This window comes from Parvibaculum sedimenti (assembly GCF_009184905.1).
GTDB classification, from domain to species: domain Bacteria; phylum Pseudomonadota; class Alphaproteobacteria; order Parvibaculales; family Parvibaculaceae; genus Parvibaculum; species Parvibaculum sedimenti.
In genome coordinates this window covers 19810-40105 of sequence record NZ_WESC01000006.1, presented here as the reverse complement: position 1 = coordinate 40105, position 20296 = coordinate 19810, and the positions used below count along the sequence as shown (strand labels likewise).

At 59.6% G+C, this 20296-nt stretch carries 21 protein-coding genes and 1 pseudogene; 11 read left to right on the top strand and 11 right to left on the bottom strand.

All coding sequences use genetic code 11. From position 1 onward, the window contains the following. Positions 1-12 precede the first annotated feature (12 nt). The 6 genes from F2P47_RS07690 to F2P47_RS07665 all read right to left on the bottom strand — a co-directional run bounded on the left by F2P47_RS07690 (position 13) and on the right by F2P47_RS07665 (position 6177). Positions 13-507: an aromatic-ring-hydroxylating dioxygenase subunit beta gene (locus F2P47_RS07690; RefSeq protein ID WP_152215767.1), complete on the bottom strand. Its 495-nt coding sequence runs from the start codon at positions 505-507 to the stop codon at positions 13-15. Beyond that, positions 504-1916, bottom strand: a complete 1413-nt coding sequence (locus tag F2P47_RS07685; protein ID WP_152215766.1) for a Rieske 2Fe-2S domain-containing protein — start codon at positions 1914-1916, stop codon at positions 504-506. Before F2P47_RS07685 ends, F2P47_RS07690 begins: the two co-directional genes overlap by 4 nt. 123 nt (positions 1917-2039) lie before the next feature. Then, a complete protein-coding gene (locus tag F2P47_RS07680; RefSeq protein WP_152215765.1) occupies positions 2040-2792 on the bottom strand; it encodes a glucose 1-dehydrogenase in 753 nt (250 codons plus the stop codon). Positions 2793-2848: 56 nt separating this feature from the next. Continuing rightward, positions 2849-4459 (bottom strand): acyl-CoA synthetase, encoded by a 1611-nt coding sequence (locus F2P47_RS07675; RefSeq protein WP_152215764.1) that lies wholly within the window; start codon positions 4457-4459, stop codon positions 2849-2851. Positions 4460-4612: 153 nt separating this feature from the next. Continuing rightward, positions 4613-5005 carry a Zn-ribbon domain-containing OB-fold protein gene (locus F2P47_RS07670; RefSeq protein WP_152215763.1) on the bottom strand — a complete coding sequence of 131 codons (393 nt, stop codon included), beginning with the start codon at positions 5003-5005 and terminating at the stop codon, positions 4613-4615. After that, positions 5002-6177, bottom strand: coding sequence for a thiolase domain-containing protein (locus F2P47_RS07665; RefSeq protein ID WP_152215762.1), 1176 nt, complete (start codon positions 6175-6177; stop codon positions 5002-5004). Before F2P47_RS07665 ends, F2P47_RS07670 begins: the two co-directional genes overlap by 4 nt. On the opposite strand from F2P47_RS07665, the gene F2P47_RS07660 reads away from it, so the two are divergent. The 4 genes from F2P47_RS07660 to F2P47_RS07645 all read left to right on the top strand — a co-directional run bounded on the left by F2P47_RS07660 (position 6133) and on the right by F2P47_RS07645 (position 9878). Next, positions 6133-7062: an enoyl-CoA hydratase/isomerase family protein gene (locus F2P47_RS07660; RefSeq protein WP_152215761.1), complete on the top strand. Its 930-nt coding sequence runs from the start codon at positions 6133-6135 to the stop codon at positions 7060-7062. The genes F2P47_RS07665 and F2P47_RS07660 overlap by 45 nt on opposite strands. Positions 7063-7091: 29 nt before the next feature. Beyond that, positions 7092-7418, top strand: coding sequence for a DUF7508 domain-containing protein (locus F2P47_RS07655; RefSeq protein ID WP_152215760.1), 327 nt, complete (start codon positions 7092-7094; stop codon positions 7416-7418). Positions 7419-7485: 67 nt separating this feature from the next. Continuing rightward, entirely contained in the window at positions 7486-8649 is a 1164-nt protein-coding gene (locus F2P47_RS07650) for an acyl-CoA dehydrogenase family protein (RefSeq protein ID WP_204886574.1), read from the top strand. Continuing rightward, complete coding sequence (locus tag F2P47_RS07645; RefSeq protein WP_246176798.1) at positions 8646-9878, top strand: CaiB/BaiF CoA transferase family protein; 1233 nt, start codon at positions 8646-8648, stop codon at positions 9876-9878. The genes F2P47_RS07650 and F2P47_RS07645 overlap by 4 nt, the downstream gene beginning before the upstream one ends. 97 nt (positions 9879-9975) lie before the next feature. Here the strand turns inward: F2P47_RS07645 and F2P47_RS07640 are convergent, their stop codons facing one another. Together F2P47_RS07640 and F2P47_RS07635 are read right to left on the bottom strand one after the other, a co-directional pair. Next, positions 9976-11181 carry an MBL fold metallo-hydrolase gene (locus F2P47_RS07640; protein WP_152215942.1) on the bottom strand — a complete coding sequence of 402 codons (1206 nt, stop codon included), beginning with the start codon at positions 11179-11181 and terminating at the stop codon, positions 9976-9978. Between the two features lie 177 nt (positions 11182-11358). Then, positions 11359-12645 carry a DUF1302 family protein gene (locus tag F2P47_RS07635; protein ID WP_425500033.1) on the bottom strand — a complete coding sequence of 429 codons (1287 nt, stop codon included), beginning with the start codon at positions 12643-12645 and terminating at the stop codon, positions 11359-11361. On the opposite strand from F2P47_RS07635, the pseudogene F2P47_RS17910 reads away from it, so the two are divergent. The 7 genes and pseudogenes from F2P47_RS17910 to F2P47_RS07600 form a co-directional block, all read left to right on the top strand. Beyond that, positions 12538-13159, top strand: a pseudogene (locus tag F2P47_RS17910) (IS5 family transposase); the annotation flags it as partial. The gene F2P47_RS07635 and the pseudogene F2P47_RS17910 sit on opposite strands and share 108 nt — an antisense overlap. A gap of 194 nt (positions 13160-13353) precedes the next feature. Then, positions 13354-14253, top strand: coding sequence for a helix-turn-helix domain-containing protein (locus tag F2P47_RS07620; protein ID WP_185681005.1), 900 nt, complete (start codon positions 13354-13356; stop codon positions 14251-14253). Positions 14254-14258: 5 nt separating this feature from the next. Next, positions 14259-14894 carry an ABC transporter permease gene (locus F2P47_RS07615; RefSeq protein WP_152215754.1) on the top strand — a complete coding sequence of 212 codons (636 nt, stop codon included), beginning with the start codon at positions 14259-14261 and terminating at the stop codon, positions 14892-14894. 5 nt (positions 14895-14899) lie between these two features. Next, positions 14900-15232, top strand: coding sequence for an FtsX-like permease family protein (locus tag F2P47_RS07610; protein ID WP_343032305.1), 333 nt, complete (start codon positions 14900-14902; stop codon positions 15230-15232). A gap of 3 nt (positions 15233-15235) precedes the next feature. Continuing rightward, positions 15236-15700 carry an ATP-binding cassette domain-containing protein gene (locus F2P47_RS18045; protein ID WP_281349280.1) on the top strand — a complete coding sequence of 155 codons (465 nt, stop codon included), beginning with the start codon at positions 15236-15238 and terminating at the stop codon, positions 15698-15700. After that, a complete protein-coding gene (locus F2P47_RS18040; RefSeq protein WP_281349279.1) occupies positions 15639-15962 on the top strand; it encodes an ATP-binding cassette domain-containing protein in 324 nt (107 codons plus the stop codon). The genes F2P47_RS18045 and F2P47_RS18040 overlap by 62 nt, the downstream gene beginning before the upstream one ends. 452 nt (positions 15963-16414) lie before the next feature. Beyond that, the gene (locus F2P47_RS07600; RefSeq protein ID WP_425500034.1) at positions 16415-16663 is read left to right on the top strand and encodes a helix-turn-helix transcriptional regulator; all 249 of its coding nucleotides are present in this window, start codon (positions 16415-16417) and stop codon (positions 16661-16663) included. Here the strand turns inward: F2P47_RS07600 and F2P47_RS07595 are convergent. The 3 genes from F2P47_RS07595 to F2P47_RS07585 all read right to left on the bottom strand — a co-directional run bounded on the left by F2P47_RS07595 (position 16653) and on the right by F2P47_RS07585 (position 20246). Beyond that, positions 16653-17909: a tyrosine-type recombinase/integrase gene (locus F2P47_RS07595; RefSeq protein WP_152215751.1), complete on the bottom strand. Its 1257-nt coding sequence runs from the start codon at positions 17907-17909 to the stop codon at positions 16653-16655. The genes F2P47_RS07600 and F2P47_RS07595 overlap by 11 nt on opposite strands. A 317-nt stretch (positions 17910-18226) precedes the next feature. Then, positions 18227-19774 carry a glutamine-hydrolyzing GMP synthase gene (gene guaA, locus F2P47_RS07590; RefSeq protein ID WP_152215750.1) on the bottom strand — a complete coding sequence of 516 codons (1548 nt, stop codon included), beginning with the start codon at positions 19772-19774 and terminating at the stop codon, positions 18227-18229. A gap of 7 nt (positions 19775-19781) precedes the next feature. Then, the gene (locus F2P47_RS07585; protein WP_152215749.1) at positions 19782-20246 is read right to left on the bottom strand and encodes a tetratricopeptide repeat protein; all 465 of its coding nucleotides are present in this window, start codon (positions 20244-20246) and stop codon (positions 19782-19784) included. Positions 20247-20296 lie beyond the last annotated feature (50 nt).

The following is a 20296-nucleotide window of genomic DNA, read 5'->3' as shown; positions in this document are numbered from 1 at the left end:
GGTCTGCTGTCCTCAGACGTTGTAGACATCGATCATCGTGTCGGCGACGTCGTTCAGAACGACGGTCTTCTTCCGGACGATAAGCCAGGTATCTCCATGCGTCGCCAGATCATATTCCGCCCATCCGTAATAGGTGAGTGTTCGATCATCGCGAATTGACTGAACCGTCCAGGAAGTTCGCACACTGACGCCACCTTCCTGTCCTTCAACGGAAAGCAGCGTAAACATGTGGCAGGTCCGCATGAGCGGCATCGTCGCGGACGACCGGCGCGATCGAATGCGGTAGATGCGATCCTCCAGACCGGCACGGTTTGGATAGTAAATCAGCGAGATTTCGCTCTGCGGATCGACCGTGAGTTCCCCATCATCGTCCCATGCCGGCAACCAGTATTCGGCGTCCTCGCGATAAAGCGCCAGCCAATCATCCCATTTGCGCTCATCGAGGCAAAGCGCTTCCCTGCCAAGAAACCGCTGCACCGAAATCCAGCATCGTTCGCCGTTCGTCATTCCGCGGCCCTCGAATGATCGTTTTCGCGAGTGAGGGACGCTTCCGCCCGTTCCTGCGCGATCGCGTGTTTCATTCGCTCGATCCATTCCTTGTGCATGGTGACGAAAAGTCCTTCATCGGCGACATTGACGCTGCTCAAGGTCGCGTCGATGTCGAGCCCCTTGCCAAATTTTCCCGACCCTTGAACGCCTCTCGTAGCCCCGCGCGACAAGTCGTTATAGCGACCACCATCGCGGCCATATGCGATCTGGCAATTGTTGAACTCCGCCAAATCGTCGGGCGTGGCCATGCCGCTGGCATTGAAAAAATCCTCATACTGTCGAATGCGCATCGCCCGCGCCCGCGCACTTTCTCCAACCGGCGCGATGCAATATGTCGTTATTTCTGTTTCATCGACCGAGATCGGACGCACGATACGGACTTGCGTGCTGACCTGATCCATCAGGAATACGTTCGGAAACAAAAGAAGATTTCGCGTGGTTTCGGTCATCCAGCGGGTGCGCTCCTCGCCGAATTTCTGCTTGTACTGATCGACAAACTCAAAACTGGGCCGGGAAGGAGAACTGGCCGACGCGTTCCAGATCAAAGCGTGTCCGTGATCGAATGAGAAAAAACCGCCCTGATCTGTCTTCATCCACGCGGACACATTTGCGCTCTTGGTAGGGTTCGCTGAACCGCCCGTCATCCGGTTTGCGACGGTCAACAGGTAGTTGGAATGCACGGTCGGCACGTGATACCCGTCGAGACCGTTCTCGGTCTGCATCTTCCAGTTGCCACGATAGGTATACCGCCCGACTCCGCGGATGATTTCAAGCTTCCCTTCGGGCGACTGGTCCACCATGAGGTCGATGAAGGTCTTCGCACCCGCAAGGTAATCGCTCAGCGGCGGCACGTCTGCCGAAAGGCTGGCGAAAATGAATCCCTTGTAGGATTCCAGGCGTCCGACTTCGCTCAGGCCCAGATCGCTCCGGTCGAAATGTTCCGGATACGCGCCATTTTCCTCGTCTGTTACATTCAGCAGCACGCCGTCGTTGCTGAATGTCCAGCCGTGAAACGGGCATGTGAATGTCGTTCGCCTGCCCCGTTTTTCCCGGCACAGCCGCGCGCCGCGATGCGTGCATGCATTGATAAAGCATTTCAATTCACCCGACCGGTTCCGGGTCAGAAGCACGGATTGACGACCGATTGTCAGGGTCAGAAAGGCGCTTTCGTTGACGAGCTGGCTTTCATGGGCGAGAAACACCCAGTTGCGCTCAAAGATGTGCTTCATCTCGAGATCGAACAATTTAGGATCAGTGAATATGGCGCGATCAAGCATGAAGCGACCGCTCGACGGGTCCTCGACAAGACACGAATCCAGACTTTGACGAATGTGATCGAATGAGTTGCTCGCACCGGATGTACTCATAGCGCTTCCTTCCTCGCCGTTTGGCCGGCCACAAGACCGGCACGCGATTGTTTTTCCACCCCAGCGACAAACCGGCTTCGACCTTTACCGAATCCAGAGTCCATCGCATCGCATCGCAATGCGTCACATGGTCGTGTAGCCTCCGTCGACGACAACCTCGGAGCCGGTCATATAAGAGGACTCATCGGATGCCAAAAACAGGACCGCATAGGAAACCTCGACGGGTTCGGCCGGTCGACCAATAAGCGTGGCGCTCAAGACCTGTTTGGCGACATCCGCATCGCCGAGAAGATCCTTTGTCATATTCGTGCGGATGATTCCGGGGTGCACGGAATTCACGCGAATCTTGAAAGGCGCATAATCCACAGCCGTCGATTTCGTCAGCAGGCGAACGGCGCCCTTCGATGCCTGATACGCCGCCGTGGCGGGCGCGCCGATCAGTCCGTAGATCGAGGAAATATTGACGATCGAACCGCCGCCGGCCGCCTTCATCGCGGGCAATATATATTTCGTGCCGTAGAATACGCTCTTTACATTGACGTCGAGAACACGTGCGAAGTCTTCATTCGAGGTGTCCTGCACAGCGGAAAAGACGAGAATACCGGCATTGTTCACGAGGATGTCGACGCGTCCGAAAGTGGACATCGCTTCCTGTGAAATCCGTTCCCAATCCGAGACGCTCGACACATCGTGTTTGAAAAATCGCGCCTGCCCACCGTGATCGTTAATCTCCTCAACCACGGCGTTGCCGCCCTTCTCGTCCATGTCGGTCACGATCAGCGTTGCGCCTTCACGCGCAAGCAGCAAGGCGTGGGAACGCCCCATGCCGTTGGCGCCGCCCGTCACAAAGGCGATTTTCCCGTCTACCCGTCCCATGCAGTCCTCCCATCGGGGTGCCGCGCCGCCTCCGGCGCCATCACTCAAATCGTCGTCTAGGCAACCCCAAGCTCGCGTTTCGCGAAATCGGTAACGCCCTTGTAGTCGGCCTTGCCGTTCGACGCGCGAAGAGGCACGGCCCCAACCAGAATGCGTTTGGGCGTTTTGTAGCCAGCAAGGTGCGAGCGGACGTGTTTGCGCAAATCCTCTTCGTCAAACTTCGCGCCGGTCGCCAGCATGACGATGCCGGTGACCGCCTGACCCCATTTCTGGTCGGGCACACCGACGACAAGCGCGTCCTCGACGGCGGGATGCGTCTTCAGAACTTCCTCGATCTCCTCCGGGTAGACCTTCTCGCCCGCCGTGTTGATGCAGACGCTGCCGCGTCCCAGCAATGTCAGGCTGCCGTCTTTTTCCACAACGCACCAATCGCCGGGAATTGAATAGCGAGCCCCGGCGATGGTCTTGAAGGTCTTGGCGGTCTTTTCCGGATCCTTGTAATAGCCAACAGGAATCGGCCCCCCCAGGGCGATGATGCCCGGCTTGCCGCTGCCGGGTTCGACCGGCTGATCGTTTTCATCGAACACGCGGCACCGGCCGCCGATCTGGAACCTGGCGGTCTTGACCTCGCCGGCGCTCGTCATGATCGAACTGCCGAAACCGAGTCCCTCCGAGGCGCCGAAGGAATCCATCAGGATGACATTCGGCAAATGCCTGAGCAGGCCGCGCTTCACTTCCGTGCTCCACATAACGCCGGAAGAAACGATCGAGACGACGCTGGCCAGGTTGTATTTGCCAGGCGCCTCGTCGAGCGCAGCCAGCATCGGCCGGGCGAAAGCGTCGCCGACGATCGCCAGCGAATTGACACCATTGCGCGAAACCGCCGCCCAGAGCTCATGCGCGTCGAGGGTCGGGCTCTCCAGCGTGACGATGCAGCCGCCACTCATCATATTGCCAATAGCCGTAATGAAGCCGGTGCCGTGCATCAGCGGGCAGGCAGGCATCGCCTTGGGCCCCGGACCGGAAGTCTTGATAAATTCGACCAACGCGGGAAGTGTCTCCGGGATCGGACCCAGCGCTCGAAGCGTCGTAAGCTGAGCTTCGCGCATGTCGTCGTGGCGCCACATGACGCCTTTGGGCATGCCCGTCGTGCCACCTGTATAGATGAACAGTAAATCGTCCGGAGACCGCTCGATGCCGAGAGGCGCGCCATCTCCGCCGGTGACGATCTTTTCGTAATTTTCCGCGAAGGGCGCGGCGGATCCGTCTTCGTTCACCTCAATGAACGTGGCGACTTTCGTCAGCCGGTCTTTCAGTTCGACGATGATGTCCCGGAACTCGGAACCGTAAACGACCGTTTGCGCGTCGGAATCATCGAAGATGTAGAAAACTTCGTCCGCCTTGTAGCGGTAGTTGATGTTGACATGGACAAGACGGCTCTTGAAGCAGGCCGCCATGGTCTCGACATATTCGGGCCGGTTTCGCATATAGAATGCGACCTTGTCGCCGGGTCTGGCGCCGCGCGCGATAAGCGCGCGCCCGAGATTGTTGGATCTCCGTGCCGTTTCTCCCCATGTGATCACCCGATCGCCATGAATAAGGGCGGGCGCATTCGGCGGCAAAACCGGCGAGATACTGTCGAGAATGTCACCGAAATTCCACGCCATATAATCCTCCCTGAAAAATCCGGTCCTCGCGGGTCGGCTTTCTTGCGATCAAGCCGTTCCGTCCTTAACCGTCCGTTGTCTCAACCGACCCGTCGCCGGACGTTCCGGCAGGAAGTCAAACCTGCCGGAATGCCGTTCAACGAAAATTCCGCATCATGCGGACGTGAACACCGGCAGCGCGTATCCGTCGCCGGCTTCGGAGAATTTGACCCTGACTTTCTGTCCGATGCGAATCTTGTCGATTTCGCAATCGACGATATTCGTGAGCATCGAAACCCCTTCATCAAGCTTAACATAGGCGATGACATAAGGCGGCTTGGCTTGCCTCGTGACCGAATAGCTGTAGATCACGCCATTGCCCGAAGCCTCGACGAACGCCGTGTCCTCCGAGAAGCAATGCGGGCAAATAGTCCGCGGATAGTAGTGCGCCTTGCCGCAGGCGTTGCAAGCCCGGATCAGGAGTTGCCCCTTGGCGGCGCCTTCCCAGTAGGGCTTACTCTCGGAATTGACGACAAGATTGATCTTGTTTTTCTGATCGGTGTTCATGCGGCTTCATTTCCAAGAATAACGGTTGCGCTGCCCATACGCGATCCCAGAAGCCCGCCGGTTCCATGCGCCAGTGCAATATCGCAATTGCGAACCTGAACCTTCGGATGAGCCTCACCGCGAACCTGACGAACCGCTTCAAGAACCTTGGTCATGCCGCCGCGATTGCCCGGGTGATTGTTGCACAATCCCCCGCCATCCGTGTTGAAGGGCAACTTGCCGACGCCGGAAATCAGATTGCCGTCCGAGACGAACTTCCCGCCCTCACCTTTTTTGCAAAAACCCAGATCTTCGAGCGTTTCCAGCACTGTAATAGTGAAGGAATCATAGACGGAGGCGTATTTGATATCGGCGGGCGTGACACCGGCTTCAGCGAACGCTTTGGGCCCGCTCCAACGCGCGCCGGAATAGGTCAGATCGACCTGGCCCGCCGCGAGATGCTTGGGCGCCTCACCGGCGCCGAGAACCTTGACGCGGGTACGCTTCAGCGACTTCGCCACTTCCGGGCTCACCATCACAATGCCGCCGCCGCCGTCGGTGATGACGCAACAGTCGAGCCTGTGCAATGGATCGGCAATCATCGGCGAATTGACGACATCCTCCACGGTCACAACGTCGCGGAGCCTGGCATGTTCATTGTACTGGGCGTGATGGGATGCGGCGACCTTGATCCATGCGAGTTGCTCGCTGGTGGTACCGTATTCGTACATATGCCGCATCGCACACATGGCGTACATGTTCGTGACGTTGGGGCCATAAGGCATTTCGAACGGAAAGTCCGGCGCTTGCTGGTTGTAGTAACGGACGGGCTTACCTTCTTTCGCGTCGGCAACCGGCCTGCCTGCCAGCGTGATCAGCGCCACATTGCAATGCCCCGCGGCGATGGCCTGCGCTGCGTGATTGACATGGACGATGTAGGAAGACCCGCCGGTCTCCGTGCTGTCCATATGACGCACATTGTTGAGGCCCATGTATTCGATCATGTTGATCGGGCCCAACCCCGGTGCGTCGCCGGCGCAGAAATATGCGTCAACATCGTCCTTTGAAAGACCTGCGTCCGCCAGCGCGCCCTTCGCGATCTCGGCGTGAAGTTGCGGCAGCGTCTTGTCCAGCGCCGCGCGGCACGGATGCTCGTAGATGCCGACTATGTAGGATTTTCCGTTGATACCCATCCCTATTCCCTTATCATGATTTCCTTATTGCTTAGCGCATTCATGGGGGATACGTCCAGTCCGTCCACGAAAGGCGGAAGCGCCGGTTATGGCCGATCGGAAGAACAGGTCGAGCGAGGGAGGAACGGATTGGGGACGGTGAGGATTGAAAACGCGGGCGGCGTCAGGACCATCACGCTTGCACGCGTTGAAAAGCGCAATGCCCTTGACGGAGGAATGCTCGAGGGCCTGACCGCCGCCTTTCGGCAGACACCGCCGGAGGAAGAACGCGTCACCGTTATTCGCGCCGAAGGCTCTGTGTTCTGTTCTGGCCTCGATTTGCGCGTGCGAGACGCAGGAACGCTCGGGGCGGTATCCATCGAAACGATGCTGCACGCGATCGAGACTTATCCCTTGCCGGTGGTCGCAGTCGTTCAGGGCGATGCAATCGCAGGCGGCAATGAACTCGCGCTGCACTGTGATTTTGTCATCGCCAGCACGGACGCGCGATTTGGCATGTCGCTCGCCAAAATCGGCCTCGCCCCCACCTGGTTCCTGGCGAAGAAAATTCTCGAAGTCGCCGGGCCGGTCGGCGCGCGGGAAATGCTGCTACTGGGCGACCTGCTGACCTCGCGCCGGATGCACGAACTCGGACTGATAGCCCGGATCGCGCCTGCCGCCGGACTGGAGGAGGAGGCCTCGAAAATCGTCTCCCGACTGGCCGCCAACGCGCCGCTGTCCTTGCGGGCCATGAAGGCGGTGCTGGTGCGCGCCATGACTTTCCGCGACGGCGTGCCGCATGACGATATAGACCGGCTTGTGCGCGCCGCGGGAGACAGTGCCGACGCGCGGGAGGGCATTGCCGCCCTTCTCGAACGCCGGACGGCGGTTTTCAAAGGCCAGTAAGAAAGGTGACAAGACCAATGTCTGTTCGAATGAAAAAAGCCTGGCAGGAGCTCACGACCGCCAACGTCGCGGCGCTCGGCGGCGAGCTTGGCATCTACCAGATCGCCGACGAAAAAGAACATGTCCTCCGCATCGGTTTCGCTGGCGGGCGTTCCCTTTTCGGGTTGCGGGGTGAGCTCCTCAAGGCGCTGGAAGAATATCGCGACCGCCGCACCCTCTTCCGCGTCGAAATAAATTGCCAATACATGAGCCGTTACGAAGAACTTCTGATGGTCCATATGGCCGACCACGGATCGCTTCCGGCGGGAAACGCCTTCGAAGGCAACCGCAAAATCGGCCGGCTGAGCATCGGCTGAGATATCCGAAACGACGCGAAAAAGGACAAGGCCGCGAAGGCCGGACGACAGCAAGGGAAGGAAGATCATGGATTTTGCCATGACGGACGAGCAGCGACTCATCATCGAACAGGTACGGCGCTTCGTGCGCGAGGAAGTCGCCCCACTTGAAGACAAGCTCGATCCCGACGAGAGTCGGCTCGGCCCCGACGATTACGCGCGCCTCGTCTCGAAGGTGAAGGACATGGGCCTGCACGGCCTCGGCGTTCCTCCCGAATACGGCGGCCCAGACATCGATACCGTCACCATGACGCTGATCGCGATCGAAATTTCGCAGCATCGCGCAGGCCTATATTCGCCCTGCTACGGAAGCTTCGGCGGCGCCGGGCTCGCCCACCTTTACGAGGCGAGCGAGGATCTGAAAAAGCGTTATCTCTATCCGACGCTGAACGGCGAGAAACACGGCTTTTTCGGACTGACCGAACCGTCCGGCGGCTCCGATCCGGCGCGCGCCATACAAACGCGGGCGGTCAAGGATGGCGATGACTGGGTCATCAACGGCGCGAAGATTTTCATCTCTGGTGCGGACAAGGCGGAATACGGCATCGTTTTCGCACGGACCGATGTCGGCAAGGGCCGCAACGGCATTACCTGCTTCATCGTCGATACGGATACGCCCGGGTTTCACGTCCGCCGCGTCGTCCACACGCTTCGATCTGCCTATTATGCGACGGAGCTTCAGTTCGAGAACATGCGCGTGCCATCAGCGAATGTGCTGGGCGAGGTGAACAAGGGATTCGCGATCGCCAACGACCGGCTGAGCCGACAGCGCATTCCTTATGCGGCCAGTTGCATAGGCATCGCCATCAAGGCACAGGAAATGTGCATCGAGTACGCCAAACTGCGCGAGACTTTCGGGGCGCCTCTCGCCACACGGCAGGCTGTGCAATGGATGGTGGTGGATAACGAAATCGACATCCGCACCGCCAGGTGGGCGACGCTGGACGCCGCCTGCAAGGCGGATCGCGGCGAGCCCTTCCGCACCGAAGCCGCGATGGCAAAACTTCTCTCCACGGAAGGCGCCAGCCGCGTCGTCGATCGCGCCATCCAGATTCACGGCGGCTACGGCGTCACCAAGGATCTGCCGCTGGAGCGCTGGTACCGCGAGATGCGGATCCGGCGCATCGGCGAGGGGCCGAGCGAGGTGCAGCGCCTGGTCATGGCTCGCAATCTTTTCGGCGCATCGCTATGACGACGGCGGACCCGGCCATGGACGACGATGAAGCGAGACCGCAGCCGCTGCAAGGGGTGAAGGTGGTCGATCTGGGTCAGGTATATCAGGGCCCCTACGCCGCCTTCCTGATGGCGAAAGCCGGAGCCGATGTCATAAAGGTCGAGCCGCTCCACGGCGAGCCGGTGCGAATACGCGAGGCGCTGGGCGGCGGAGCGTCGCTGCCGATGGCCATGCTCAATTCCAACAAGCGCGCCATCACGCTCAATCTGAAGACCCCACGGGGATGTGAACTTCTCAAGGCTCTCGTCAGCCGCAGCGACGTCCTGATCGAGAATTACGCACCGGGTGTCATGGACCGCCTGGGCGTGGGCGCGAAAACGCTGTTCGAGGTCAATCCGCGCCTCGTATACGCCTCGGCGACGGGCTACGGCCTGTCAGGGCCGGAGCGGGACAGCCTCGCCATGGACCTTACCGTTCAGGCCGCATCAGGCATCATGAGCGTGACGGGCTTTCCGGACGGACCGCCTCTGAAAGCCGGCCCTGCGGTCGCCGATTTCATTTCCGGCACCCACCTTTACGGTGCGATCGTGACGGCGCTGTTCGAGCGCGAACGGACGGGACTCGGCCGTATGGTAGAGGTGGCGATGGTCGAAACCATCTATCCGACGCTTGCCTCCAACCTCGGCATGATCCAGTCCGATCTAGGGCCACCGCCGCCGCGCACTGGCAACCGGCATGGTGGCCTCGCGATCTCGCCCTACAACGTCTATCCCTGCAGGGACGGACACGTCGCGATCATTTGCCTGGTCGAAGCCCACTGGACGAATCTGCTCAAGGCCATGGGACGCGGGGAACTGAAAGACGATCCGCGCTTCATCGACAACGCCGCTCGCGTCACGCACATGGACGAGACGGACGCCGTCGTCGAGGAATGGACGAAAAACCTGACGCGCGCCGAGATTTTCGAGGCGTCGCGCGCATATCGCTTGCCCACCGCGCCGGTGCGCAATCTCGTCGAAGTAATGAACAGCCCGCATATGCACGAGCGCGGCATGCTGCAATGGATCGACCACTACAGTCTGGGACGCATTGTGGTGCCGAACAGCCCCTTGCGGTATCACGGCACGCCGCAGATGATGGGCGCGTCCAACGCGAGGCTCGGCGAGCACAATCGCGAAATTTACGGCGGCGTGCTGGGGCTCAGCGACAGCGAAATCGACGCCCTGATGGCCGACGGCGTCATCTGACGTCGAGGCTGGGCCGATCTTCCCTGCTACTTGTCGAATATGGTTCGGACAAGAAGTAGGCGCGAAAGCGGCCGCTGCCAAAATTCCCACCAGATCGCTAGATCCGTTTCTTGCCGACACCGATCTGCAGCAGATCTTCGCCAATGACGAGCTTCCCGCCAAAACCATGCTGAGCGGTTTGCAATTCTTCCGATCGAGCGTTCCCGGGCACGATGTGACTCAGCACCAGCATCGATACGCCCGCATCCGCCGCGACCTTGCCCACCTTTTCAACCGGAGTGTGAGCGTTAAGCAAATGGTTATGTATGGATTCCTCAACTTCCGATCGCGGCGCGGGCAGTATCTTGTCAACCCATGCGGACAAAATGACTTCGTGAACGAGTATGTCCGCGCCCCTTGCAAGACGGATCAGATTTTCGCTAACGCAGGTATCCCCCGAAAAGACGATTGATCCATCATCAGTATCGAAGCGGAAAGCGAATGCCGGCCATACGGGAAAATGATTTACGAGGATTGCGGAAACGCGCACACGGTCATCTTCGTAGACCTTGAACGGCTCCATCTTCGGTTCGGGCGTCTCATTGGGACTCTTGAACCCCGCGATTTCCGGAATGACGATGTCCTGAGCCACAATCGTCAAGTTGGGATCGGGACGATGAGTGTCGCGGACGCGATCATTGAGGTCGGTCGCAAATGCCTGGTAGAGATAGCCTGTCATGTCTTTCGTGCCCGGCGTCGGGTTTTCGGGGTTGATCACGGGGAGTGACGTCGGCGCAACTCCGGATGGCGCGAAGACCGGTTCCATTTCACCACGGCGACCGGGCCCGAAGACCTTCAGTGGCGTCTTGACCTGTAGGCCGGCAAACGTGCCATAGAGGATGAGCGTAGGATAATCAGCGATGTGATCCGAATGGAGGTGCGTCAGGAAAAGGGCACGTACGTCCTTTATCGCGCTGGCACCGTCCGTCTCGGATCCCCAGGCATCCTGCAGCCGCCGTCCCGCGCCGTCACCGCAGTCGACCATATAAATTGCGTCACCCACGGCAACGGCCGAAGAAGTGCTGCGCCGATCAGTTCCCGGCCAAAACGCAGGACCGCCCGCCGTTCCAAGCAGCATCAGCTTTGTACGGTATTGGGCGGCCTCGATTTTCGTCGCTTCAATACGCTTTCGCTGGCTCACGATTTCCGCGGCGCTTGCCGGCTTTCCTAGCACGAGGCTCGCGGCGGCGCCCGCCGCCACGCCGGTCAGAACCTGTCTCCGCCCGACGGCCACCTCAATCGCTTCTCCGATAACATGACACATATTATTTTTTCTCCTCGTCATTCTTCATTTTCGACCGGCATCACCGTATCAGATACTGATTATCAAAAAACCGACTGTCCAAATTCGTACGATTCATCAATCCTGTATATCCGTATACGCACGAACTCGCGACATTCCTCAGTGCCGCAAGGCGGCTATTGGCATTGAGTTCTCGCGCTAGAATGCGTAACTCACATTGAACTGCGCAAAGTCCTTGTCATACATAAAGTTCTGAAATCTGTTGCCAAAACTAGAAGTCCAGTTCACGGATGCGTTCCATGTGTTCTGCGGGGAACCCGCAACGCCGAGGGTAATTGTCTTACTGCCCTCGATAAAACCAGACCCCGTCGGACCGGCAGAATATCCGCCCACATCATGCGCCCATTGAACGGAAGGCGTCACAGTCCAAGCCGTGCCGAACGCATTGTTGTATTGTGCCGGCACCACCAGCCGGTAGCCCCATGAGAACGAAGTAACGTATTGAGCACCCGCACTTTTGTTTCCACTCGCGACCGGAGCAAGCGCCTTGGCCAAAGCCTGGGAGCCGCAAGTAACTCCAGAACCGAGCGTCCAGTTGACGAGCGGCTGATCGTGATAGTTGCCGGTCCGCGGAAGCGCAAGATCGTTTTGATGGTCGCCAAGTTCCGGTAGATACTGGAACCCGGCACTGAACACCAGCGGGATAAGGTCCGCGCCAAGCGCAGACGGGACCGGATTCTGTGTGCTCAATACACTGATGACTGAAGACTGCCCAGTCAGCACTGCCTCCCTGTCGTAGCCTGGCGTATTTGCACCGGGGGCCGCCAACGAGCGGCAATCGGTGAGAATCGGTTCGGCCGAAATAGAATTCAGATAAGCGCTCAAAGCGTTCAGATCGGCCGTCGCGTCGCCTGGCCGCTGAAGCCAAGCATCCGTTTGGGAGAGTTTCAACTGGTCGAGGCTGTTGGCGTTGGATTCGGGATTCGGGATCCGCGACCTGGAACGGCATATTCGGCGAGAACGCCAGTTCACCCGAGAGCGCCGAACCGTCGAGGAAGTCCGCGAGCGCCGTGTTGAAGCTGAACCCCAGCATGTGTCCTCCACGTACTGGATAACGCTATTTTTGGTGGACCAGCCGGCGAGCACCACAAGCCCATTTAGCGGTCCACCGGGCAAGCAGTTATGACCAAGTCCTGGTATGTTCATCGCGCCCGCCATTCCAAGCACGCCTCCCTGCGCTTTATTTGCGATGACGGCCGCGTTCGCGCAAGCTGTCGCCATGTTCACCGGGGTCACTGTTCCGTCGAAGGACGTAAACTCGCTTGTTGCATTCGAAATGGCGCCGATCGGCAAGTTGCTATGAAAATTAGCTAGGCCGACTTGCCGGAACGCTACGGACCTTACACCACCTGCTACAATCGCTTCCGCCGCTGGACCAAGGCTGGCATCTGGGACCGGATCATGGGCGCGGTGACCGCTGCCCATGATGGCGACATCCAGATGATCGACGGCACAAGCGTGCGCGTCAGTCACTCTGCCGCTACTATAAAAAAACCACCCGGGTCGACATATGGGTCGAAGCCGAGGAGGCTGACGACCAAAATCCACGCGGTCACCGACGCAACCGGGCTTCTCATTCGCCTTGCCGTCACAGCCAGCGAAACACATGATGCCGTTCCAGCGAGGGAGTTGCTATCGGGTCTCTAGAGGGGGGCAGTTGATTCTGGCCGACAAGGCCTACGACGCCGACTGGATCAGACGGCAGATCGAGGATCAGGGCGCGACCCCGAACATCCCGAGCAAGGCAAACCGCAAGTGGAAGGCCTGCTTCAGCGCTACGCTCTACAAGGATCGCAATTTCTTCGAGTGCTTCTTCAATAAGCTGAAGTTCTTCCGACGCATCGCCACCCGATACGACAAACCCGTTTCGACCTTCATGGCTATGATCAAGCTCGCCTCAATACGCATCTGGCTGCATGCTTATGAGTCCACGGCCTAAATCAAGAATACAAAGTACAATTTACATAAAAATTTACAAATGTTCTCTCTGGAATACTCGCCTTATCCTGGTTCAACTCTTCTACTATTGTTTTCTCTATTGCACGTGGATGTGACCCGAGCGATCGAGACAATATATGGATACTCGACTTTCGGATGCCAACCTCGAATACCATTACATGGAGGTCTCGAGGGATGCCGGATTCGCAGCCCAAGAGCCAAACTGAATTGATCGACTTCGGTTCCGAAACTGCTCCGGCTCGGTTGTCCTACGTCGAGCGGGTGGTCCACGGTGGAGTCAGCGTCAGCCGCTGCACACTGCAGCCCAACGCGAGGACGGAGATCGGCGCCACGCAGTTCGCTGTTGCCATTCACGAAGGCCCACCAATTGACATGGAGTGGCGCCTGCCGGACGCGCGCGAAATCGAGCGCCGGCGGATCGTCTCGGGTAACCTTCATATCACTCCGGGCGACCAGCCGGTCTTCCTGCGCTGGACAAGCTTACCTAGCCTTCTCGTCATTGCAATCGAACAGCCGTTCATCACGCAGGTCCTGGGCGAGGCTTTCGATGGGAAGGAGCCGACCTTCAGGACTCAGATCGGCATCCACGATCCGGTCATCGATGGCATGACCGCAGCGTGGCGCCGGGAACTGGCGGAACGCGGCGCGGGCGGGCGGCTCTACACAGAAGGGTTGGGTTCGGCGCTCGCCGTACATGTCTACCGTACCTATGGTGATGGTCTCAGCCGGCCGCCGCCGGTGATCGGCGGACTCGGCGCGCTGCGCCTGCGGCGCGTCGTCGACTACATCGAAGCACACCTCGCCGACGACATTAGCCTCCGCGACCTGGCCGCGCAGGCTGGCTTGAGCACGCATCATTTCGGCGAGGCATTCAAGGCCTCCACCGGCACATCGCCGCATCGCTACCTGGTCGAACGGCGCATCCGCCGAGCAAAGGAACTGTTGCTCGGCGCCGAACAGTCGATCGCCGAGATCGCGCTCTCCGTTGGCTTCGCCAGCCACAGCCACTTCACCGACAATTTCCGCAGGATGACAGGCACAACGCCGTCCCGCTTCCGGATAGACCGGAGCTGATTTGCATGTGGATGGTCGAGTCCGGTACGCGGGGGCCCTTCGCGGAGTCGTCCCGCATTCCGGACGATACGCGCGAAGCGGTAGCGCGGCTGCGCGGCGTCGAAGCCGCCGAAAGCCTGACTTACCAGCCGGCAGAGGCTCTGCACGCCGGCCGCAAAATCCGCTTGTACGTCGTGGGTTTCGAGCCTGGCCGACCCGGCGGCCCGCTCGCTATCGTCGCCGGTCGCGGTATTGCGCGGAGCCACTACGAGATGGTTCTCGATCGTCGTGCCGGCCTGGGTATCGGCGAGTGGGTGCGACTCGGCCGCAACATGTTCACCGTCGTCGGCTTGACCGAGAATCTCGTGAACTCGGGGGGCGACCCTGCCGCGTTCATTACATTGCTGGATTCGCAGGAGCTTCAGTTCGAACTGGCGTCGCCCGCGGCGCGGCGAGATCTGGCGCGGAGCGCCAATGCATCCACGACGGACATGGTCAACGCCGTGGTGGCGCGCGTGAGCCCGAACGTTCTGCCGGAACAAGCAGCCGCCACCGCGCGGCGTTGGAGGTACCTGGGGGCTATGACCGAGGCGCAGCAGGAGGACGTCCTGACCCGCTCCGTGATCGAGCGCACGAGCCCTCAGATCGATTGTTTACCGTGATCCTCATGTTGGTCGCCACGGCGATCATTGCGCTCATCGCCTACACGATGACGCTCGACAAGCGTCGCGAGATTGCGACGCTCAAGCTGATCGGGGCGCCGGACCGGAGGATCGTCGGACTGATCATCCAGCAGGCGCTCGCGATGGGCATCATCGGCCTCCTGTTCGGGGCCGTCATGGTCAATGCGATCGTCGGCTATTTTCCTCGCCGCGTGGTGCTCCAACTGCGGGACGGGCTCGTTCTGGCCGGTATCGTCGTGCTGGTCCGCCTGCTCGCCAGCACGATCAGCGTGCGCTATGTGCTGAAGATCGACTCGGCGACGGCGCTGGCAGGCTGAGCGATGCCGACCAAAATCCTGCCATTAATCGAGCTTCGCGAGATCTCGAAACGTTTCGGCTCTGGGAGCACGCGCGTCGACGTTCTCCGCGACGTCAGCCTCCACGTACATCCCGGCGAGTTGATCGGCCTCGTGGGGCCCAGCGGCTCCGGGAAGAGCACGCTCCTCAACGTGATCGGTTGCATCGTGGAGCCGAGCAGCGAGCAAATGCACCTCGATGGCGAGCAGGTCTACGACGGCCGTTGGCTGCGGGGCGACCTCCGGCGTTTACGGCTCGAAAAGATCGGGTTTATCTTCCAGTGGTACAACCTTCTGCCCTTCCTCGATGCGGTCGACGATGTGGCGGTGGTTCTCGACCTCGCCGGCGTCGAGCGGTCGGCGGCGCGCAGGCCGCGCGCAAGAGTTGTTGGAATACCTGGACATCGGCAAGCGCCGCGACGCGATGCCGGCCAACCTCTCGGGCGGTGAAGCTCAGCGCGTGGCGATCGCGCGGGCCCTGGCGAACGAGCCACGGATCATCCTCGCCGACGAGCCGACGGCGGCCCTAGATTCACAACGCGCCGGCACCGTCATGGACCTTCTTCGCCATGTCGCCCGCGAGCGCCAAGCGGCGGTTATCGTGGTGACGCACGACGAGAAGGTCTTCGATCGCTTCGACCGCATTGTTCGCCTGCGGGACGGACGGCTGGAGGACGACGGCACTCGGGCCCGAGCGGAGGCCACCGGTTGATCGCGGAATGCATCAGCAACATCGGCAAATAGTCAAAATCCAAAGGCCGCCCAGACACTTAAGTCTGGGCGGCCTTTATCATATCTGGATTTCGAGCGAGTTATAACAAAAGTGGTTGCGGGGGTAGGATTTGAACCTACGACCTTCAGGTTATGAGTTCTGCGATCATTGCCGCTCCATTACACCTTGTTATGAGCGGATAGCCCCCAAATCTGCCCAATCGATTTGGGCAATTATGCGCCACAGCCGCATTCAAAGGCGCATCGTCGTACATAAAGGCTGCAAGAAAATCTGGCATTATGAGCGATCCTTGGTCCGGACATCCAGCGCGAGGCTGCGGAAATTTGGACAGGGACATGATCAAGCGTCAGCAGCACTCAGCCAATCCCGCTGAGCGACGAGAGGACTCCAAGGACGGGCTTCCCGGACTTCCACACGTCGAGTCTCACCCTATTCGGCGCACGATCCGCCGGGCGCATTTGCGGGAGATCGTGCCGCTCGCCGATTCGACCATCTATGAGATGGAGCAACGAGGCGAGTTTCCAAGGCGCTTTCATCTCACGCCCCGCTGCGTGGTCTGGGATCTAGCCGAGATCGAAGCATGGATCGAAGAACGCCGCCTTGCGTCCGATTCCTTTCAAATGAAACGCGCGCCAATCCCTGACGTTAGACAACGCAAAATCCGCCCGGTCAGACAGTAGGTTCAGCGACCATCAACTCCATCGACGGCGGGTAGAGCGTCGGTGTGTGCTTGCGACCTTCGACCCAGGCATCGACCATATCGGCCCATTCCTGCATCATGTGACGGCGCTGATACTCATACTCAGCCTTGTTGTAGATGCCACGCGACGAGCGTCCATCCTCGTGCGCCAGGCACTTCTCGATCCAGTCGCTATTAAAGCCGAGCTCATTGAGGAGGGTTGAGCCGGTCCGACGGAGATCGTGGACCGTGAAAGGTTCCAAAGGCAGCCCCTCTTTCTTGGCCCGCTCAACAACAGCATAGGTAATCCGATTGAAGGTCGCGCGCGACATCGGCGCGTCCGCGTCATAGCGGGATGGCAGCAGATAACGCGAGTTGCCTGCACAGGTTTTCAGCGCGATCAAAATGTCGAGCACTTGCTGCGAGAGATAGACGTTGTGCGGCTTGGATCGTTTCATCCGCTCCTTCGGAAGGGACCAGACCGCATTCTCGAAGTCGACCTCGTCCCACGTAGCGTCCTGCAGTTCGCTCTTACGAACCATCGTCAACAGAAAGAGCTTCATTCCCAGTCGGATGGTAGGCAGCGTCGGAACATGTTCGATCTGCTTCAGCATTATCCGGATTTCACTGGGCGACAGAGACCGGTCCTTCGGAACGAATGTCGCGATCGACGCCGGTCCAACCTCGCCAGCGGGGTTCGGCACTTTCTCGCCGTGCAGGATTGCGAAGCTATAGACGAGCTTGATGATGTCGCGAACGTGGACTGCGGTCGCAGGAGCACCACGATCCTTCACCTTTGCGCACAACGCCCGCACGTCACCCGACGCAATTTCCGTCAGAAGCCGGTTTCGCAAAGGCGGTAGAATATCACGCTCAAAGATCGCCCGCCTCATCGCCCGCGTACTGTCTGCCATCCTGGCTTCTTTGAGCCACCGTTCGCCAAATTCACCAAAGCTCTTGGCCTCCTTGATGCGGCGCTTCTCTCGCTGCTTTTCTTGTGCTGGCGACCGCCCTTCTGCGATCGCCCGTCGCGCGTCGATGCACTTCTCGCGGGCGCGGGCAAGCGACAACCCCGATGGCCCATATCGCCCGATGGTCAATGTCTCGCGGCGACCGTTGAGCCGATAGTCGTATCGAAAGGTCACCGTACCTGAGGTCGCGACGACGACATACATACCGTCACGGTCCGCCACCTTGTATGGATTATCCTGTACTTTCAGGTTCTTAAGAGCAATGTCCGTCAGCATCGCCTGTCTCCAGTCGGTCCAAAAACCGTCGGATCAGTCAAAAAATACCGTCAGCCTTTTTTGGAGCACCCTTAACCGGTATTTCTCTAGTTCTTTCCGACGCTTAGGCCATTAAAAATACCGTCATGACCATTTATTGGCTGACGGTATCTCCAGATTGAGGTTGAGGCAAGAGAGATCGATACCGTCAGGAATACCGTCAGATTGAAGCGCTAGACACCGATAGATGACGATAGATCTTGGCAGGAAAAATATTTTATATCAGTTGGTTAACCCGTATTTCCGATAGTCTCCGAAACATCTGGAACCACATCGTTTCATTCCCACTCGATTGTTCCCGGCGGCTTCGAGGTCACGTCGTAGACGACGCGGTTGATGCCGCGGACTTCGTTGATGATGCGCGTGGAGACGTGGCTCAGGAAGTCGTGGCTGAACGGGTAGTAATCCGCCGTCATACCATCCGTCGATGTCACGGCGCGGAGCGCGCAAACATAGTCGTAGGTGCGCTCGTCACCCATCACGCCGACCGTGCGCACGGGGAGCAGCACGGCGAAGGCCTGCCAGATATCATGATAGAGGCCGGCGTGGCGGATCTCTTCGAGATAGATCGTGTCGGCCTTGCGCAGCAGTTCGAGCTTCTCGCGCGTGATCTCGCCCGGCACGCGGATGGCGAGGCCCGGCCCCGGGAAAGGATGGCGGCTGACGAATTCTTCCGGCAGGCCAAGCTCCTTGCCGAGCACGCGAACCTCGTCCTTGAAGAGTTCGCGCAGTGGCTCCACGAGCTTCATGTTCATGCGCTCGGGCAGGCCGCCGACATTGTGGTGGCTCTTGATCGTGACCGAGGGGCCGCCCGTGAAGGAAACGCTTTCGATAACGTCCGGATACAGAGTGCCCTGCGCGAGGAAACCCGCGCCGCCGATTTTCTTCGCTTCCGCCTCGAAAACGTCGATGAAGGTCGCGCCGATGATCTTGCGCTTCTGTTCCGGGTCGCTGATGCCGTCGAGCTTGCCGAGGAAGAGCTCGCCCGCGTCCACATGGACAAGCGGGATATTGTAGTGATGGCGGAAAAGGTTCACCACCTGCTCCGCCTCGCCCGCGCGCAGAAGGCCGGTATCGACGAAGACGCATTGCAGCTGGTCGCCGATCGCCTCATGCAGCAGTACGGCGACGACCGAAGAATCGACGCCGCCCGAAAGGCCGCAGATGACCTTGCCGGAGCCAACCTGCTCGCGCACCTTCGCGATCTCGTTCTCGCGGAAGGCGGCCATGGTCCAGTCGCCCTTGCAGCCGCAAATCACATGCGTGAAGTTGCGGAGCATGTCGCGGCCGCGCGGCGTATGCGCGACTTCGGCATGGAACTGGATACCGTAGAAATTGCGTGTCTCGTCGGCGATGGCAGCGAAAGGCGCATTGCGGCTCACCGCCACGACCTTGAAGCCTTCCGGGATCGCGACGACGCGGTCGCCATGGCTCATCCAGACAGGTTCCTGCTCATCGACGGTGAACAGCCCTTCGAAGAGCTTGCAATCCTCGGTGACCGTAATGACCGCGCGGCCGAACTCTCGCTCTTCCGAACTTTCGACCTTGCCACCGAGCTGCGCGCACATGGTCTGCTCGCCATAGCAGATGCCGAGAACGGGAAGACCGCAGGTGAAAACCCAGTCGTCTGCGCGGGGCGAACCGATGCCCGTGGTGCTTGCCGGACTGCCTGAAAGGATGATGCCCTTAGGCTTGAAGGTATCGAGCAGCCCCTCTGTGCGGTTGAAGGGAACGATCTCGCAATAGACGCCGCTTTCGCGAACGCGCCGCGCGATGAGCTGCGTGACCTGGCTGCCAAAATCAATGATGAGAATACGATCGGTCATAATCAGCCTAGGGATGATTTACGGGTGAAGTGGAATTGAGTGCTGCGGTGAGCGCAACCGTCTGCGAGCATGTCGCGCAGGTGAGGCGAAGCAATCTGAGCCTGTCCTTTGCCTCGGCAGTCTTGCCGTCGGCCAGATCGAGCTTGCCCGCGCCGAGCAGCGCATCGGGCTCGGCCGGCTCGACATCAAGGGCGAAAAGGAAATATTTGCGCGCGGCGTCGCGTTGGTTTTGAGACTGGTAGTACCGGCCGAGTTGCGCCAGTGCGCGGGCGTTGGCGGGGTCGGCTACAATAGCCTCTTCCAGCAGGCGTTTGGCGCGGATCGCGTCGCCATCGGCAAGCGCGGCCATCCCCTTGTCTGCGAGCCGGACAGAGGCCTGTTGCGAAGCCGCGTTAACCTGGGCAGCGGCAGGCAGCGCGCTCGCGAAGAGCGGCGCCAGAACGCAGAGGGAGCGGAGGAAAACGGCCGTCATCCGTCGTGGCCTCGAAGGGGAACGTGATCCGTTGGACCACCCCTGCCCGA

Bases quoted from the DNA above. Each gene is read 5' to 3' on its own strand.
- F2P47_RS07620 (WP_185681005.1), top strand. From the start codon at position 13,354: ATGCCGGATTCGCAGCCCAAGAGCCAAACTGAATTGATCGACTTCGGT.
- F2P47_RS07685 (WP_152215766.1), bottom strand. From the start codon at position 1,916: ATGAGTACATCCGGTGCGAGCAACTCATTCGATCACATTCGTCAAAGT.
- F2P47_RS07690 (WP_152215767.1), bottom strand. From the start codon at position 507: ATGACGAACGGCGAACGATGCTGGATTTCGGTGCAGCGGTTTCTTGGC.
- F2P47_RS07645 (WP_246176798.1), top strand. From the start codon at position 8,646: ATGACGACGGCGGACCCGGCCATGGACGACGATGAAGCGAGACCGCAG.
- F2P47_RS07660 (WP_152215761.1), top strand. From the start codon at position 6,133: ATGCTCGTAGATGCCGACTATGTAGGATTTTCCGTTGATACCCATCCC.
- F2P47_RS07595 (WP_152215751.1), bottom strand. From the start codon at position 17,909: ATGCTGACGGACATTGCTCTTAAGAACCTGAAAGTACAGGATAATCCA.
- F2P47_RS18045 (WP_281349280.1), top strand. From the start codon at position 15,236: ATGCCGACCAAAATCCTGCCATTAATCGAGCTTCGCGAGATCTCGAAA.
- F2P47_RS07665 (WP_152215762.1), bottom strand. From the start codon at position 6,177: ATGGGTATCAACGGAAAATCCTACATAGTCGGCATCTACGAGCATCCG.
- guaA (WP_152215750.1), bottom strand. From the start codon at position 19,774: ATGACCGATCGTATTCTCATCATTGATTTTGGCAGCCAGGTCACGCAG.
- F2P47_RS07610 (WP_343032305.1), top strand. From the start codon at position 14,900: ATGTTGGTCGCCACGGCGATCATTGCGCTCATCGCCTACACGATGACG.
- F2P47_RS07680 (WP_152215765.1), bottom strand. From the start codon at position 2,792: ATGGGACGGGTAGACGGGAAAATCGCCTTTGTGACGGGCGGCGCCAAC.
- F2P47_RS07585 (WP_152215749.1), bottom strand. From the start codon at position 20,246: ATGACGGCCGTTTTCCTCCGCTCCCTCTGCGTTCTGGCGCCGCTCTTC.
- F2P47_RS07615 (WP_152215754.1), top strand. From the start codon at position 14,259: ATGTGGATGGTCGAGTCCGGTACGCGGGGGCCCTTCGCGGAGTCGTCC.
- F2P47_RS07635 (WP_425500033.1), bottom strand. From the start codon at position 12,645: ATGGGCAGCGGTCACCGCGCCCATGATCCGGTCCCAGATGCCAGCCTT.
- F2P47_RS07675 (WP_152215764.1), bottom strand. From the start codon at position 4,459: ATGGCGTGGAATTTCGGTGACATTCTCGACAGTATCTCGCCGGTTTTG.
- F2P47_RS07650 (WP_204886574.1), top strand. From the start codon at position 7,486: ATGGATTTTGCCATGACGGACGAGCAGCGACTCATCATCGAACAGGTA.
- F2P47_RS07640 (WP_152215942.1), bottom strand. From the start codon at position 11,181: ATGTGTCATGTTATCGGAGAAGCGATTGAGGTGGCCGTCGGGCGGAGA.
- F2P47_RS07670 (WP_152215763.1), bottom strand. From the start codon at position 5,005: ATGAACACCGATCAGAAAAACAAGATCAATCTTGTCGTCAATTCCGAG.
- F2P47_RS07655 (WP_152215760.1), top strand. From the start codon at position 7,092: ATGAAAAAAGCCTGGCAGGAGCTCACGACCGCCAACGTCGCGGCGCTC.